Below are 15,522 nucleotides of genomic sequence, written 5' to 3' on the forward strand. Positions count from 1 at the left end.
GCTATCCTGTGCACTACCGAAGTCAGACGGAGTTAGAGGACGTCTGTCATTGTTGAATCACCGATGAAGGAATCGACATGACCGAGAACACCTCACCCGTCAGCGCCGGCGAATCGCACACCATCCGGGACTGGACGGACCTCGCCGAAGAGATGTGGTCCTACCTGACCGGCCGCGGAGCCGCGATCAACTACACGCTCGAGGACATGACCGTCGAGGTCCCGCGCGATATCGGCCCGGACGCCCCCCGGGCCACCTGGAAGTTCAACGGGACGCTGCGCATCACCACGAGCGACAACGCAGCCGGCGGCTCCGGCTCCTTCACGGGCTGAACCGCCTCCAGCGACATGGCCTCGACACTCAGGTTCGATATCGACATCGACTTCTCGCTGGGTGAACCGGCGGTCGACGGCAAGCCGGAAGCAGGGCTGTCGGGCACCGTGAAGGCCGCCGGCACCTCCATCGAGATCTTCGTCGACGATCCGGCGTCCTTCCGTGGGAACAACCTCCCCAGCATCGGGCAGGTCCGTTCCGTGGCGAAGAGACTGTCCGAGCGCGGACTCTCGATCACGGTCACCGGGCCCAAGGGGCTCCTGGTGAGCGTCGGCGCGGTGAAACCCTCCCTGACGCAGCGGCTGATCACCCGCTCGCCGCACATCCGGCTGGGCTCCCCCGGAACCCTCGCTCCGCTGCTCGGCATCAGCCGTCGCGCACTCGAGAAGGGCGATGCGCCGTCGCTCCTCCCGCCCACCACGCCGTTCCCGCTGGTACCGACGGTCAACCGCCGCATCAGGCGGACCATCACGACCACGCACTACGTGCCCGGAAGCGGCCGGCCGCGGCTGATCTTCGTGCAGAATTCAGCACGCTGGGACGGTCAGGTGCCACGCGAGTTCGAACTCTCCGGCGATCGGACCACCATCGGGAGCGGGGAGGACGCCATGCTCAGGCTCGCCGGGCTCGACGACCTCCACGCCGAGGTGGTGCACACCGAGGACGACGAGTACGTGCTGCACCCGCGCGGCCCGATCACGGGCAGCGTCAACGGCAGGGAGCCCTCCGTGCTCCGCACGGGTGCGCGCATCCAGCTCGGCGGGTGGGCGCTCGCCTTCTTCCGGGAGGAGTACGCGGACCACGGCAGGCCCTTCGGCGGACGCAACGGGGGAGAGCTGTCCTACCAGCGTCCGCAGCGCAATCCGCGGACAGGCGCCACCGAGGTGGACGGTTCGGCGGGTATCGGCGACTTCCGGCGGCAGCCGCGCTGACCCCTGTGCAGGTCGGGGATCCGCCGGTGTCAGCAGGAGGCGCGCGGTATGGCCGATAGCGTCGAACTGCTGCTGGATCCGCCGTCGGATCTCCTCCTGCTCGAGGACTGGGCTGCGCTGGAGGCCGAAGGCCTGCCCAACCAGTCGCGGCACCAGTCCTCGAGCAACAGCCCCCACATCACGCTCGCGGCCGCGGCGCGGATCGACGAGCGGTACGACGGCGACCTCGCAGCAGCCGCGGCGGGCTCCCCGCGGGAGCTGGCGACCGCAGGATTCCTGATCTTCCCGACCAGACGGAAGTTCGTGCTCGCGCGGCAGGTGGTGACGGACACCGCACTCGCCGGCCTGCACCGCCGCATCTGGTCCGCTCTGGACGGTGTGCCGGAGGTGGTGCCGACCACGGTCCCCGGGGCATGGACGCCGCACATCACCCTCGCCCACGGCCTCACCGCGGAGCAGGTGGCGGCCGCGCTCGAGATCCTCAGGAACAGGCCGCCCACACGGCTCGGCGGCGGCATCGTGCGGCGCTGGGAGGCGGGGGAGAAGCGGCTGATCCTGCTCGGTGGGGGCGGGATCGCCCCGCTCGCAGGCTCAGGGGACCTCGGCGCGCAGTGACGCCGGGTGCACCAGGACACCCTGGGGTTCCCGGATCCACCACAGTCCCGTGGACCGCTTCTCCTCCCGGGTCGAGAAGCGGTAGAGGAAGATCCGCGCCCTCACGTAGCGGGGCCGCGCGCCGTCGAACGGGTCCTTCCGCAGCAGCTTCAGGATCAGCGGGTCAGCCTGCAGGAGCTTCACCAGGAACGGCGTGAACCAGCCACGCTCCGAGCCGAGGGCGAGGAACCACATCATCCAGTCGAGCCGCAGGTGGTACGGCGCGAACTGGCGGGGCATCCGGGACGGATCCCCGGGCTTGCCCTTGAACTCGTACTCCCGCCACTTTGCCCCCGGTCCGACGTCGTCGAGCGTTCCCTCCACGATCACCTCGTACCGCACCTTCGTCACGCTCCCGAACGCCCCGTAGGCATTGCCGAGGTGCCAGCGGTTGAAGCTCGCGTTCATGAGCTGGTGCCGGGCGAACAGGTTCACGAGCGACGGCCAGCTCAGATAGGCGAGGAACAGCATGGCGAGCACGACGACGACCAGGAACCACAGGGGGGTCGGCTGGTAGGCGCCGGACAGGTCGAGGGCCGGGAACACCGCTTCGTAGAAGGAATCGGGGACGGCGGCGAAGGCCAGGATGATGGTCAGCGTATTGAGCCACGCGAAGTTGCCGGAGAGCACGAGCCAGCCCTGCGTGACGATCATGATGAGTGCCGCGAATCCTGCGACGGGCTGCGGGGCGAAGAGGAGGAACGGCACCACCAGCTGCGTCACATGGTTGCCGGCCACCTCGAGGCGGTGCAGGGGCTTGGGGAGCAGGTGGAAGAAGCGGCTGGCCGGGTTCGGCATCGGCTGCGTCTCGTGGTGGTAGTACAGCGCCGTGAGGTCGCGCCAGGACCGGTCGCCGCGCATCTTGATCATGCCGGCCCCGAACTCGAGGCGGAAGACGAGCCAGCGGATCATCAGCAACACCAGGAGGGGCGGGGCCACCTCATGGGAACCGAGGAAGGCGACGATGAATCCGGCCTCCAGGAGGAGGCTCTCCCAGCCGAAGCCGTAGAACGTCTGGCCGATGTTCACGATCGAGGTGTAGAGCCACCAGATTCCGAGGAACGCGACGAGGGGAACCCACGGCGGCCCGGCCTGGGGGAGCCCGATGACCAGCAACGCCGCGATGGCCGCACCCACCCACGCGACGATCAACAGCAGGCGGTCCGAGTAGCGGCGGTGGAAGAGCGACGGCCCGGCCCTCCTGCCCGCCCGTTCCAGGAACTCCGGGACGGGCATCAGGCCCTTCTCGCCCAGGAGCGCGGGGAACTGGGCCGCCGCCGACAAAAAGGCGATGACGTACACGGCCGCCACTCCGCGCTGCACGATCTGCCGGCCCACCTCGTAGTCCTCGGCCGCCAGGACATCGGTCAACCACTCCATCCATCCAGCGTCCTGTCCGCGCAGACCCGTGGTCAAGGAGGCATCCATGGGCCGCGGAGGTTCGCGGCGTGCTAGCGGTGTCCTGCCACCCGGGTGTCCTCGGAGCGCTGGCGCGGGATGTCGACGAGGACCTGGACGGGCGCGTGGTCGCTCGCATGCCTGCCGTCCAGGGTGGAGGTGTTGACCGCCGCCTTGAGCACCAGCACGTCCGGGGTCGTGAGGATCCAGTCGATACGGCGGCCGCCCTCGACCGGCGGGCCGTAGCGCGGGAAGGTCCCGTAGTCGGGTGTGAGTCGCTCCCTGGCGAGGACCCAGGCATCACCGAGGATGCCGGAGGCCAGGAAGCTCCGGTAGGCGGAGGAGGATCCGGCGTCGGTGTTGAAGTCGCCCATCACGATCGTGGGCAAGCGGGGCCGGAAGAACCGCACGAGGTCCAGCACGGCAGCAGCGGCACGGACCCGGGCGTTGTCGGACTCGTGGTCGAAGTGCGTGTTGGCGAGCAGGATCTGGCGGTCCGTTGCGGTGTCACGGAAGCGGCCCCACGTCACGATGCGGGTCACGCCGTTGCCCCAGGTGGAGGATCCGATGACCTTCGGTGTGTCCGAGAGCCAGAACTGGTCCCATTCGAGCAGCTGAAGCCGCTCGGCGTCGTAGAAGATCGGTGAGTACTCACCCCGGCTGCCGCCCTCCCGGCCCGCGCCGATCATCCGGTAGGCCGGCGGCAGGGCGGCCTCGATGGCCACGAGTTGGTGATGGAGGGCTTCCTGCACACCGAGGATCGACGGGACCTCCCTGCGCACCAGGTCCTGCAGGGGCGCGATCCTGTCCGGCCAGTAGTCGACGTCGCCGGGCTGGGAGGCAGGGCGGTCGTACCGGATGTTGAAGCTCATCACGTGGAGGGTCGTCCCACTGGCGCTGAGGAGCGCAGGTGCTGCAGGTGGTCGTGGCATGGCGCCTTTCCGGGGTGCGGCTCGTGGGTCCTCGCTGCTGCCCGGCGTCGTGCGGGCGCGGCGTCAGCCGAGGTGGTCCACGAGCTGCGCTGCTATCCCGGTGTAGCGGCCCGGCGTCAGCGCGAGGAGCCGCTGCTCGGCGTCGTCGCTGAGACCGAGGCTGCCGACGAACTCGCGCATGCGGTCCGCGTCCACGCGGTGCCCGCGGGTCAGCTCCTTCAGGCGCTCGTAAGGGTCGTCGAGCCCCGGCACGCCGGCGATCGCCTCTGCCCGCATGACCATCTGCACAGCCTCGCCGAGGACCTCCCAGTTGCCGTCGAGGTCCGCCGCGAGGACGTCCTCGGCGACGTCGAGACGGGCGAGGCCCTTCGCGACGTTCGAGATCGCCAGCAGCGAGTGCCCGAGTGCCACGCCGATGTTGCGCTGGCTGGAGGAGTCCGTCAGGTCGCGCTGCCAGCGCGAGGTCACGAGGGTCGACGCGAGGACGTCGAGCAGCGCCGAGGAGATCTCCAGGTTGGCTTCCGCGTTCTCGAAGCGGATCGGATTGACTTTGTGCGGCATGGTCGAGGATCCGGTGGCGCCTGCCACCGGGATCTGCGCGAAGTAGCCGATGGAGATGTAGCTCCACACATCCGTGCAGAAATTGTGCAGGATCCGGTTGAAGCGTGCGACGTCCGCGTACAGCTCCGCCTGCCAGTCGTGCGACTCGATCTGCGTGGTGAGGGGGTTCCAGCCGAGGCCGAGCCCTTCCACGAAGGAGCGGGCGACGTCCTGCCAGTCCGCCTGCGGGGCCGAGGCGTAGTGCGCTGCGTAGGTCCCGGTGGCGCCGTTGATCTTGCCGAGGAACTCGGTCGCGGCGATGCGGTCCAGCTGGCGCGTCAACCGGTGCGCGACGACGGCCATCTCCTTGCCGAGCGTGGTGGGCGTGGCCGGCTGACCGTGCGTGCGCGAGAGCATCGGGGTGTCCCTCGACGTCCGCGCCAGGTCCGTGATGGATGCCACGAGGCTGCGGGCGGCGGGAAGCCAGATGTCCAGGACGGCGCCCTTGATACCCAGCGCGTAGGAGAGGTTGTTGATGTCCTCGGAGGTGCAGCCGAAGTGGACGAGGGGCTTCAGGTGCCCGATGCCGATTCCTTCGAGGCGACGGCCGATGAAGTATTCCACGGCCTTGACGTCGTGCACGGTGACGGCCTCGATCTCGCCGAGCTCGGCGACCGAGTGCGCATCGAAGGACGAGACGATGGCCCGCAGTGCGGCTTCCTGCTCCTGGCCCAGCGGCTCTGTCCCGGGCAGTACGGACCCGCGGGTCAGGTGGATCAGCCATTCGACCTCGACGTGGACGCGGTCGCGGTTGAGCGCAGCCTCCGAGAGGAAGTCGATGAGGGGGGCGACCGCCTCGCGGTAGCGGCCGTCGAGCGGCCCCAGGGTCAGGGACGTTCCCTCCCCTCGGGACAGTGCAGCGAATTCAACCCGGGAGAGTGCGGAGTCAGCCATTGCCCCATTATTTCACGGAGCGGGCAGGGGACCTCACCCTGCTGTCCACATAGCGGGCCGGCCGGCCGGCCCGTGCGGGCCGTCCTCCTAGCGTGGAAGGCGCAGGCGGGAAGCGCGGGCCTCGGAGCACGGGAGCACGGGAGCACGGGAGCACGGAAGGAGGAGGGGTGCGGGGATGGATGGTCGGATACCGGCGGCGGACGCCTACGGATCAGGTGGGGCCGGCAGTGCGGACGTCGCCGTGATGGAGGCCGCGGTGCTCCGGCATGCCGGGCAGCTCGGCGACATCCGTCGGCGCGCGCTCACCGTCGCCCTGCGGTCGTGGGAATCTCCGGCGGGCGGCACTTTCAGGATCTACCTCGCCGAGCGCTGCGCGGAGCTGTCACGGACCATCGATCTGCTGGAGACCGCGGCGCGGGAGCTCGGCGACTACGGCCGCCTGCTGCGGGAAGCGGAGTCGCTCCACGGCCAGGCGGGCCGGTGACGGACGAATTGCGCCCCGTGGCCCCGGCGGACGGCGCACTGTCCGTCCGCGGGGGCGTGGGCGGAATACGGTTCCAGTGGGAGGAACTGGAGGAAGCGGCCCGGGTTCTCGCGCTCCTGGCCGCGGACACGGGCGATGTCGCCGTCGCCCTCGGCTACCTCGACCGCGACGTCGCCGAGTTCCCATGGCGGGTCATGCATCTCCAGCCCCTCGGGGGAGTGGCATGCGCCCAGTACCAGCAGGCGCTCGCGTACCTCGACAGGGCCTGGACCTCGACCGTGCGGGACGGCCGCACGCTGGCGTCGACCGAAGAGAGGTTGCGGGCGGCGCTGCGGACCTATCGCCTGGCTGACGCCGCCGCGCTGGCGGTGACGGAGGCAACGCGGGCCGCCGGCGGGGCTGCGGCCCGCGCTGCGGCCCGGGGGGCCATCGATGGGGGAGCGCTCGACGTCGGACCCATCGGACTGCGGGTGCGAACCGCGGGCGCTCCGGTCCGGTTCGACGGCACCGTCGAGGGCATGCTCGATCGCCTGTCCGCGGTCGAAGGCGAGGATCCGGGCACCTTCGAGGTGCTGCGCGCGGGGACCGACGAGGATCCGGTCTACGTCGTCGTCCTGCCGGGAACCCAGTCAGGGCACATCGGCGGCACGGGAAGCAACCCCTTCGATATCGGCGGGATCGCCGAGGCCCTCGCCGAGGACAGCCGCTTCACCGAAGCGGTGGTCCTGGAGGCCCTCGAGCAGGCGGGCGCCCGGGAAGGGGACGCCCTGGTGCTCGCCGGCTACAGCCAGGGTGGCCTCCATGCGGTGAACCTCGCCGGCTCGCAGCGGCTGGGAGGACGGTACGAGGTGCAGCTCGTCCTGACCGCCGGCTCCCCGACCGGCTGGCACGGGACGGGCCGGAGCGAATACCTCCATCTCGAGCATCGCGACGACGCGGTGCCGGAACTCGACTCAACCCCGAATGAGGACGACCGCCACCGGACGACGGTCAGGCTCGACAACCCGGTGCCGCCGCTGGCACGGAGGGACGACGGATCGCAGGAACCCGTGGGCCTCGGCCCCGCCCACAAACTGGAGAACTACGCCGAGGGGGCGCGGCTGATCGACGCCAGCAGCGCACCATCACTGGCTCCTTCCGTGGGCCTGCTCGCCACGGCGGGCGCGACCGGCACCGCGCGCCGCTACTCCTTCACGGCGACCCGGGGTCCACGGCCTGCCCCGGTGCCGGAGGTCCGGAGGCGGCGCGGGGCCCCGGGAGGCGGGTCTAGGCTATGGCCATGACGTCGATCGATGACCTTCCCGTAACACCGTCCGGCGAGGCGCAGCGCGTGGCCGGAGTCCGTCCGCGCGGAGTGCTCGGCAGGCTTCCGCGCTATGCGGCAGGCAAGCCTCCCACCGCCGTCGAGGGACTCGAGAGTTTCAAGCTCTCGTCGAACGAGAACCCGCTGCCACCCCTGCCCGCCGTCCTCGAGGCGATCGCCGCCGAGACGTCGATCAACCGGTACCCGGACCCCCTGACGACCGCACTCCGGACCGAACTGGCGGGGTACCTGGGCGTTCCGGCCACCGATATCGTCACCGGAGCGGGCAGCCTCGGAGCGCTGAACCAGATCCTCGCGACATTCGCCGGGCAGAACGATTTCGATGCTCCCGACGAGGTGGTCTATGCCTGGCGGTCCTTCGAGGCCTACCCCATCAGTGTGGGCCTCGCCGGTGCAGCGGGCGTGCAGGTGCCGGTGCGGTCCGACGGGACCCACGACCTCGACGCCATGGCCGCGGCCGTCACCGACCGCACGCGCGTCGTCCTGCTCTGCACGCCCAACAATCCCACCGGGCCGATCCTCACGCACGACGACGTGGTCGCATTCCTCGCGAAGGTACCCACGCATGTCGTGGTCGTGATCGACGAGGCCTACCAGGAGTTCGTCCGGCGGCCGGACGCCGTGAGCGGGATCGGGCTCTATCGGGAGTACCCGAACGTGATCGTGCTCCGAACGTTCTCCAAGGCCCATGGACTGGCGGGGCTCCGCGTGGGGTACTCCGTGTCCCAGCAGGCGCTCACCGAGCATCTCCGCGTCAGCGCCGTCCCCTTCGCCGTCTCCCAGATCGCCGAGCACGCCGCCGTCACGTCACTGCGCCACATCGATGACGTCGAGGCACGCGTGCAGTCGATCGTCGACGAGCGCGTCCGGGTGCTCGAGGGCCTGCGCGCGCTGGGCTGGACCGTTCCCGAGGCAGAGGGCAATTTCGTCTGGCTGGCCCTCGGGGAGCACAGCCAGGACTTCGCCGCGGAAGCGGCACAGCGGGCGCTCTCGGTACGGGCCTTCGGGTCGGAGGGCGTACGCGTCTCCATCGGCGAGGAAGCGGCCAACACCCGTTTCCTGGCGCTGTGCGGAGAGTACACGCACCGCCCCGCTGCTGGTTGAGGCCGTCTTAAATAGGCCGGAGGGCCTGTGCTGGCTAGTCTTGGTCAGTATGTCACCGAAAGATATGTTCTTCGGTGTATGACTTACGACATACATTCCCCGAGAGGAATGTGCAGGGTCGGGCGAGGAGCAGGAATGAACAGCAGTCGTTTGCCGGCAGCGGAGTTCGAGGTCGAGGAAGCCGTGCGCGCGACGCACGCCGCCGATGACGGGGGCCTGCAGGAGCCGGGCGTCGAGATGCTGCAGGTCCTCGCCCCGGACGGCGCCATGGCCGGGAGCCTCACGGCAGAGATCGCCGGTGTCCCGGTGGACTTCTCGCCCTACCTCGCATTGGCCGACGCGGACCACCTGCGCTCCCTGTACCGCGACATGTTCCTGATCCGGCGCTTCGACCAGGAGTCCACGGCCCTGCAGCGCCAGGGGCAGCTCGCGCTCTGGGTGCCCCTCACGGGCCAGGAGGCAGCGCAGATCGGTTCCGGCCGCGCCCTCGAGCCCCAGGACTACGCCTTCCCGACCTATCGTGAGCACGGTGTCGCCCTGACGCGTGGCGTCGCGCTCCCGGAGATCCTCCGCCTGTTCAGGGGCGTGACCAATGGCGGCTGGGATCCCCGCGAGCGGAACTTCCACCTCTACACGCTCGTGCTCGCGGCTCAGTCGCTGCACGCCGTCGGCTACGCGATGGGCATGCAGCGCGACCAGCTCGCCGATCCGTCCCTGCCGCCGGCGGCGTCCATCGCCTACTTCGGCGACGGCGCGAGTTCGGAGGGTGACATCCACGAGTCCATGGTCTTCGCGGCGTCCTTCAACGCTCCCGTGGTGTTCTTCTGCCAGAACAACCAGTGGGCCATCTCGGTTCCGTCGACGGTCCAGACCAGGGTCCCGCTGGCCCGGCGGGCCGAGGGCTACGGGTTCCCGGGGGTCCGGGTCGACGGTAACGACGTCGTCGCCGTGGAGGCCGTCACCCGCTGGGCGCTCGACCACGCGCGCTCCGGCAGGGGGCCCGTGCTGATCGAGGCCTACACCTACCGCATGAGTGCCCACACCACGGCGGACGATCCGACGAAGTACCGGTTGTCGCGTGACGAGCAGGAATGGAAGCCCCGCGACCCGCTGGCCCGCCTGGAGGGCTACCTGCGATCAGCAGGCCTGGCGGACGAGGCGTTCTTCGAGGAACTCGGCGCGGAGGCCCGCGCCATGGCGACGGACCTGCGGGAGGCGGTGCTCTCCATGACGGCGCCGGACCTCGAGGACCGGTTCGCCTCCGTCTACGCCGAGCCCCATCCGCTCGTGCAGGAGGAACTGCGGTTCTTCCAGCAGTACGAGGCCGGCTTCGCCGAAGAAGGGAAGCACTCCTGATGGCGACGATGACCATCGCGAAGGCGATCAACGAAGGGCTCCGCGCTTCGCTGGCGAACGATCCGAAGACCCTGCTGATGGGCGAGGACATCGGCGAACTCGGCGGTGTCTACCGCGTGACCGATGGCCTGAAGAAGGATTTCGGCGCCATGCGGGTCGTCGATTCGCCACTGGCCGAATCGGGCATCATCGGGACGGCGATCGGCCTCGCCCTGCGGGGGTACCGGCCCATCTGCGAGATCCAGTTCGACGGGTTCGTCTTCCCGGGCTTCAACCAGATCACCACGCAGCTCGCGAAGCTCCGCACGCGCAGCGACGGCATGCTGAGCGCGCCCGTGGTCATCCGCATCCCCTATGGGGGTGGCATCGGCAGTGTCGAGCACCACTCGGAATCACCCGAAGCACTCTTCGCGCACACCGCCGGGCTGAGGATCATCACGCCGTCGAATCCGCAGGACGCCTACTGGATGATCCAGCAGGCCGTGACCTGCGAGGACCCCGTCATCGTCTTCGAGCCGAAGCGGCGCTACTGGCTCAAGGGCGACGTGGACACCTCGGCGCCGGCGGGTGATCCCTTTTCGGCCCACATCCTGCGCCGTGGGACGGATGCAACCATCGTGGCCTACGGCCCGCTCGTGCCCGTGGCCCTCGCGGCGGCAGCGGCGGCGGAGGAGGACGGCCGGAGCATCGAGGTGATCGACCTCCGATCCATCTCGCCGATCGACTTCGACACCGTCACCGAATCGGTGACCCGCACGGGCCGGCTGATCGTCGCGCACGAGGCCCCCACCTTCGGCGGCATCGGCGGCGAGATCGCCGCGCGGATCTCGGAGCGTGCCTTCCTGTCCCTCGAAGCACCCGTCATCCGCGTGGGCGGCTTCCACATGCCCTACCCCGTGGCACGCGTGGAGGAGCAGTACCTGCCGGACATCGACCGCATCCTCGAGGCACTCGACCGTGCCTTCGCATACTGAAGGACCATCATGACGCTCAATACGTTCAACCTGCCCGACGTCGGTGAAGGCCTCACCGAGGCAGAGATCGTGCAGTGGAAGGTGGCTCCCGGGGCGGCGGTGTCGGTCAATGACGTGATCTGCGAGATCGAGACCGCCAAGTCCCTCGTCGAGCTGTCCTCGCCCTACGCCGGGACGGTGTCCGAACTCCTGGTCGCCGAGGGCGAGACCATCGAGGTCGGCACGCCGATCATCTCCGTCGACGACACCGCGGACGCGCCCGTCAGCGGGCACGACGGCGGCACTCCCGCCCGCGGTGACGACGGCGAGGGTGCCGGTGCAGCACAGGAGGACGGCGGCCAGGCCGCCACGTCATCCGCGGACGCGCCCGCCGATGACGCCCCTGTGCCCGTGCCCGAGATGCCGGGTGAACTCGCGGGTCCGCAGGCCGGTCCGAACCGGGACCCGGACTCGGCCCCGGACGCTGCAGCACCCGGATCAGCCGCTCCCGAGGCCACACCCGGACCGCTCGTGGGCACCGGGCCCAAGGCCGACGCGGTGAAGCGCCGCCCCCGGAAACCGCAGCCCGCTTCGAGCCCAGGGCTGAACGGGGCACCGGCGACGACGACGGTGGCTGCCGACGCGCCGACCGCCGATGGCGCTGCTCGAAGCATCGGGAACCCTGGGCAGCTTCCTGCCCAGGCTGCCCCGGTCGAGGGCCGTGATGCCCGCCCGGCACCGGCGTCAGGGTCGGAGTCGGGGTCGGGGCCGGCGCAGGCCCCACGGACCAATCCGCTGAACCAGCTGATCAACCGCGTCCTCGCGAAGCCTCCTGTCCGGAAGGCCGCACGCGATCTCGGCATCAATCTCGCGGACGTCCCCGCCACCGGGTCGGCGGGCGAGGTCACCAAGCAGGACCTCATGAGCTACCAGTCGCAGCGCGACGCCGAACAGGACGGGGCCGACTCCTTCTGGGCGGACCGCAAGCTCCTCGGCGGCGGGCGCATCGAGCGCATCCCCGTGAAGGGTGTCCGGAAGGCGACGGCGAAGGCCATGGTGCAGAGCGCCTTCACGGCGCCGCACGTGAGTATCTTCGTCGACGTCGACGCGTCGCGGACCATGGAGTTCGTCAAGCGTCTGAAGGCGTCCCGGGATTTTGAGGGCATCCGGGTCTCGCCCCTGCTGATCCTGGCGAAGGCCGTGATCTGGGCCGCCGCGCGGAACCCCTCGGTCAATGCCACCTGGACCGACGACGAGATCCTGGTCAAGCACTTCATGAATCTCGGCATCGCCGCGGCGACGCCGCGCGGACTGATGGTCCCGAACATCAAGGACGCCCAGAACCTCTCACTCAAGGAACTGGCCCTCGCACTCAACGAGCTGGCGACGACGGCGCGTGCCGGAAAGACCCAGCCGGCCCAGATGCAGGGCGGAACGCTGACGATCACGAACATCGGAGCGCTCGGCATCGACACCGGGACGCCGATCATCAATCCGGGGGAGGTGGCCATCGTGGCGTTCGGCACCATCAAGCAGAAGCCCTGGGTGCTCGACGGCGAGGTGATCCCGCGCTGGATCACCACGCTGGGCGGCTCGTTCGACCATCGCGTGGTGGACGGCGACCTCAGCGCCCGCTTCATGGCCGACGTCGCCTCCATCCTCGAGGAACCTGCGCTGCTGCTCGACTAGGGTGGGCGTCATGAACCAGCAGTTGCCCGGAGAGGGGCCGGCCCGCGGGCCGCGACAGCGCTACACCGTCGGCAGGCTCCTGCTCGTGATGGTGATCGGGTTCATCGCGTCCATCGTGATCCAGACGGTCTTCCCGGACCTGGGCACGGTGGCGCGGCTGTCCATCCTGGTGATCGTCGCCGCGCTCATCTCGATCGCCGTGACGCTGAGCCGGCAGAAGCGACCGCCACGCTGACGAGCCGAGCGGCTATGCCCGGACGTCCTCCATGGCCGTCCGCAGGATGGGGGCAAGGCGCCGGACTCCCTCGACGATGTCCTCGGGCGCCACGGCGCTGAAGGCGAGGCGGAGCTTGTTGGACGGCTCGTCCGACGGCGTGAACGCTGCCCCCGGGATGAACACGACCCCGGCGTCGATCGCCTTGTACAGCAGGGGGTAGGTGTCGATGCCCTCGGGGAGGGTGACCCAGACGAAGAACCCGCCGTCCGGCGTGGTCCAGTGCGCGCCGTCCGGTAGCTCCTCGGCCAGGGCGCCGAGCATGGCGTCGCACCGCTCCCGGTAGAGGTCGCGCATGGTGTGCAGGTGCCCTCGCCAGTCGTAGTCCGTGAGGTAGGCGATCACGAGCATCTGGGTGAGCGGGGACGGGCAGAGCACCACGGCCTCGCAGGCGAGGTAGAAGCGGCGGTAGAGGTGCTTGGGCACCAGCGCCCAGCCGAGCCTCACGCCGGGCGCGAAGATCTTCGAGAACGAGCCGAGGTAGATGACGTCGTCGGGGTTGCCGGCCCGCATGGGCTTCAGCGGCTCGCCGTCGAAGCGCAGCATGCCGTAGGGGTTGTCCTCGAGGACGAGGATGTTGTGGGCGCGGCAGATGTCGACGACGCGCCCGCGGCGGTCGGCGGCCAGCGTGATGCCGCTCGGGTTGTTGAAGCTGGGGATCGTGTACAGCAGCTTGATGGCGCGGCCCTGCGCCTCGAGCTCCTTGATGGTGCGCTCGAGCTCGTCGGGGATCAGCCCGGCGTCGTCCATGGGCACGGTGACGACGTCGACCTCGTACGCCTCGAAGGTGTTCAGTGCGCCGACGTAGGTGGGGTCCTCGCAGAGGATCACGTCGCCGGGGTTGCAGAAGACCTTCGCGGCGACGTCCTGGGCGGACTGCGAGCCGGTGGTGATGACGACGTCGTCGGGGCTGGCGCCCTCGATGCCCTCGGCCGCCATGACCTCGCAGACGAGCTCGCGGAGTTCCTGCATGCCCTGCCCGCCGCCGTACTGCAGCGCCTCGAGGCCGTGCTCGGCGATGATGGTCTGTGCGGTGCGCCCGAGGTCCTCGAGCGGAAGGGATCGCAGGTACGGGCTTCCACCGGCGAGGGACACGAGGCCCGGCCGGATCGAGATGTCGAAGACATCACGCACTGCGGACTGCTTGATGTTCGCCGCACGCAGCGAGAAGAGCTGCTCGTGGCGGTTGTGCGAATCGACTGCGCGTTCGAGAGCTGCTTCGGTCTCGGCGGGCAGGAGGTCGGCGGAGGCTTCACTGGAGGACGTCACGCCCAGAGTCTAGGCGCGGGTTCACCTACAGGCAACAGGTGTTTCCAGCCAGCGCATCGAGCGCCTCAGACCCACCCCGCCTCGCGTGCCTTCAGGGCGGCCTGGAAGCGGCTGTCGGCGCGAAGGGTCTCGAGCATCCACGCGATGTGCCGCCTGCACGTCCTGACATTGATGTCCAGGCGCCGGGCGATGGACTCGTCCGACAGTCCGTTGGCCAGGCCCTGGATGATGGAGCGCTGCAGGCTGCTGAGGGGTGACGCGACCTGCGCAGGTGCGAGGAAGGACTCGCTGATCTCCCACGCGATCTCGAACAGGTGCGTGAAGATGTTGATCAGGCTGTGGTCCCTGATGACGAGGGCGGCCTTGTCGTCGCGGGTCAGCTGCCGCCCGATGAGGGCGAGCTTCTCGTCGAAGATGAGGATGCGCAGGGGGATGAACGGCAGGACCCCGAACTCTCCGCCACCGGCGGCGATCGCCTCGACCGCCTTGCGGGTGGGGACGTGGTCGCGCGTGCTGGTGTCGTAGAGCGTCCGACGCCGCACCCCGTTCTCCAGCAGGTCGAGGTCCTTCCGGACGCTCTCCTCGTGGACGTCCGCCGTCGAGCCCTGTCCCGGCTGCGCGATGTAGACCTTCTCCGTGACGTCACGCCCGTAGTCGATCAGGACGCGGTGGATGAGGTGCGGATCCTCGAGTGTCTCCACGGAGGTGCTGGCGAGGACGTTCTTGCGTGCTTCGAGGAAGGTGGGCAGGAGGCTGGACAGCTCGCGCCGCTGGCCACTGATGCGTGCCTTGAGGTCCTGCATGGCGCGCTCGTCCGAGTCCACCAGGTCGGCGAGGGCGACGTCGGGCGAGACCGCGACGAGTCCCTGGCCGTCGCCTGCCTGGGGACTGAGCAGCCGGCGCTGCGAGAGTTCCCCGATCGCCTGGTCGATGCGGCGCAGCGTCAGGCCGAGGGCTTCCGAGGCTTCGGACCTGGTCCAGCCCGGGTGTCCGACGGCGTACCGGTAGACCTCGAGAGACGTCGCATCGAGCATGAGCAGTCCTTGTCCCGGCCGCCGGACCGGCAGCGGCGTCAATACGTCGTGAAAAACATGACATGTCCAGTTAATGACAGATCGTGGGCACTGGCAATCCGGCGTGCCGCCGCGACCAGGAAAACCCCGGAATTCCGCGGATTCCTCGTGGCGGACGCACTCCCACGACCCCACGGGCATCCTGTCCACGTCCTCTTCGCGCCATGTCCACAAACGGCCACCCGTACTGCTGGACACTACCTGTCGGCGCCGGACATTCTGATGAAGCCGGTCCGCAGGGAAGCCCGAGAGG

General features: G+C 69.3%; 15 protein-coding genes. 10 read left to right on the top strand and 5 right to left on the bottom strand.

Features of this window, described 5'->3' with window-relative positions; translation table 11 throughout:
* Positions 1 to 77: 77 nt before the first annotated feature.
* From ACIQCY_RS00300 to ACIQCY_RS00310, 3 genes are read left to right on the top strand one after another with little or no spacing between them, the layout of a single operon-like run.
* Complete coding sequence (locus ACIQCY_RS00300) at positions 78 to 332, top strand: hypothetical protein (RefSeq protein WP_400481889.1); 255 nt, start codon at positions 78 to 80, stop codon at positions 330 to 332.
* A 15-nt stretch (positions 333 to 347) separates the two neighbouring features.
* A complete protein-coding gene (locus ACIQCY_RS00305; protein ID WP_400481890.1) occupies positions 348 to 1,265 on the top strand; it encodes an FHA domain-containing protein in 918 nt (305 codons plus the stop codon).
* A 48-nt stretch (positions 1,266 to 1,313) separates the two neighbouring features.
* On the top strand, positions 1,314 to 1,880 hold the full coding sequence (locus ACIQCY_RS00310; RefSeq protein WP_400481891.1) for a 2'-5' RNA ligase family protein: 567 nt from the start codon (positions 1,314 to 1,316) through the stop codon (positions 1,878 to 1,880).
* On the opposite strand, the gene ACIQCY_RS00315 is transcribed toward ACIQCY_RS00310, so the two are convergent.
* The 3 genes from ACIQCY_RS00315 to purB all read right to left on the bottom strand — a co-directional run bounded on the left by ACIQCY_RS00315 (position 1,857) and on the right by purB (position 5,743).
* Complete coding sequence (locus ACIQCY_RS00315) at positions 1,857 to 3,299, bottom strand: lipase maturation factor family protein (RefSeq protein ID WP_400481892.1); 1,443 nt, start codon at positions 3,297 to 3,299, stop codon at positions 1,857 to 1,859. The two genes, ACIQCY_RS00310 and ACIQCY_RS00315, sit on opposite strands and share 24 nt — an antisense overlap.
* A gap of 71 nt (positions 3,300 to 3,370) precedes the next feature.
* Positions 3,371 to 4,249 (bottom strand): endonuclease/exonuclease/phosphatase family protein, encoded by an 879-nt coding sequence (locus ACIQCY_RS00320; RefSeq protein ID WP_400481893.1) that lies wholly within the window; start codon positions 4,247 to 4,249, stop codon positions 3,371 to 3,373.
* Positions 4,250 to 4,312: 63 nt separating this feature from the next.
* Positions 4,313 to 5,743, bottom strand: coding sequence for an adenylosuccinate lyase (gene purB, locus ACIQCY_RS00325; protein ID WP_400481894.1), 1,431 nt, complete (start codon positions 5,741 to 5,743; stop codon positions 4,313 to 4,315).
* Between the two features lie 175 nt (positions 5,744 to 5,918).
* On the opposite strand from purB, the gene ACIQCY_RS00330 reads away from it, so the two are divergent.
* From ACIQCY_RS00330 to ACIQCY_RS00360, 7 genes are all read left to right on the top strand, one after another.
* Positions 5,919 to 6,227, top strand: a complete 309-nt coding sequence (locus ACIQCY_RS00330; protein ID WP_400481895.1) for a hypothetical protein — start codon at positions 5,919 to 5,921, stop codon at positions 6,225 to 6,227.
* Positions 6,224 to 7,510 carry a hypothetical protein gene (locus ACIQCY_RS00335; protein ID WP_400481896.1) on the top strand — a complete coding sequence of 429 codons (1,287 nt, stop codon included), beginning with the start codon at positions 6,224 to 6,226 and terminating at the stop codon, positions 7,508 to 7,510. The genes ACIQCY_RS00330 and ACIQCY_RS00335 overlap by 4 nt, the downstream gene beginning before the upstream one ends.
* Positions 7,507 to 8,655, top strand: a complete 1,149-nt coding sequence (locus ACIQCY_RS00340) for a histidinol-phosphate transaminase (protein ID WP_400481897.1) — start codon at positions 7,507 to 7,509, stop codon at positions 8,653 to 8,655. Before ACIQCY_RS00335 ends, ACIQCY_RS00340 begins: the two co-directional genes overlap by 4 nt.
* Before the next feature lie 135 nt (positions 8,656 to 8,790).
* The gene (pdhA, locus tag ACIQCY_RS00345; protein WP_400481898.1) at positions 8,791 to 10,011 is read left to right on the top strand and encodes a pyruvate dehydrogenase (acetyl-transferring) E1 component subunit alpha; all 1,221 of its coding nucleotides are present in this window, start codon (positions 8,791 to 8,793) and stop codon (positions 10,009 to 10,011) included.
* The gene (locus tag ACIQCY_RS00350) at positions 10,011 to 10,985 is read left to right on the top strand and encodes an alpha-ketoacid dehydrogenase subunit beta (protein WP_400481899.1); all 975 of its coding nucleotides are present in this window, start codon (positions 10,011 to 10,013) and stop codon (positions 10,983 to 10,985) included. Before pdhA ends, ACIQCY_RS00350 begins: the two co-directional genes overlap by 1 nt.
* Before the next feature lie 9 nt (positions 10,986 to 10,994).
* Positions 10,995 to 12,653: a 2-oxo acid dehydrogenase subunit E2 gene (locus tag ACIQCY_RS00355; protein WP_400481900.1), complete on the top strand. Its 1,659-nt coding sequence runs from the start codon at positions 10,995 to 10,997 to the stop codon at positions 12,651 to 12,653.
* A 10-nt stretch (positions 12,654 to 12,663) separates the two neighbouring features.
* Positions 12,664 to 12,888 carry a hypothetical protein gene (locus ACIQCY_RS00360; RefSeq protein WP_400481901.1) on the top strand — a complete coding sequence of 75 codons (225 nt, stop codon included), beginning with the start codon at positions 12,664 to 12,666 and terminating at the stop codon, positions 12,886 to 12,888.
* 12 nt (positions 12,889 to 12,900) lie between these two features.
* On the opposite strand, the gene ACIQCY_RS00365 is transcribed toward ACIQCY_RS00360, so the two are convergent.
* Both ACIQCY_RS00365 and ACIQCY_RS00370 read right to left on the bottom strand, forming a co-directional pair.
* Positions 12,901 to 14,196 (bottom strand): PLP-dependent aminotransferase family protein, encoded by a 1,296-nt coding sequence (locus tag ACIQCY_RS00365; protein ID WP_400481902.1) that lies wholly within the window; start codon positions 14,194 to 14,196, stop codon positions 12,901 to 12,903.
* 65 nt (positions 14,197 to 14,261) lie between these two features.
* Positions 14,262 to 15,230: a LuxR C-terminal-related transcriptional regulator gene (locus ACIQCY_RS00370; protein WP_400481903.1), complete on the bottom strand. Its 969-nt coding sequence runs from the start codon at positions 15,228 to 15,230 to the stop codon at positions 14,262 to 14,264.
* Positions 15,231 to 15,522 lie beyond the last annotated feature (292 nt).

Origin of the sequence: Arthrobacter sp. NPDC092385, from assembly GCF_044755105.1 — a bacterium.
Classification (GTDB): Bacteria; Actinomycetota; Actinomycetes; order Actinomycetales; family Micrococcaceae; genus Arthrobacter_D.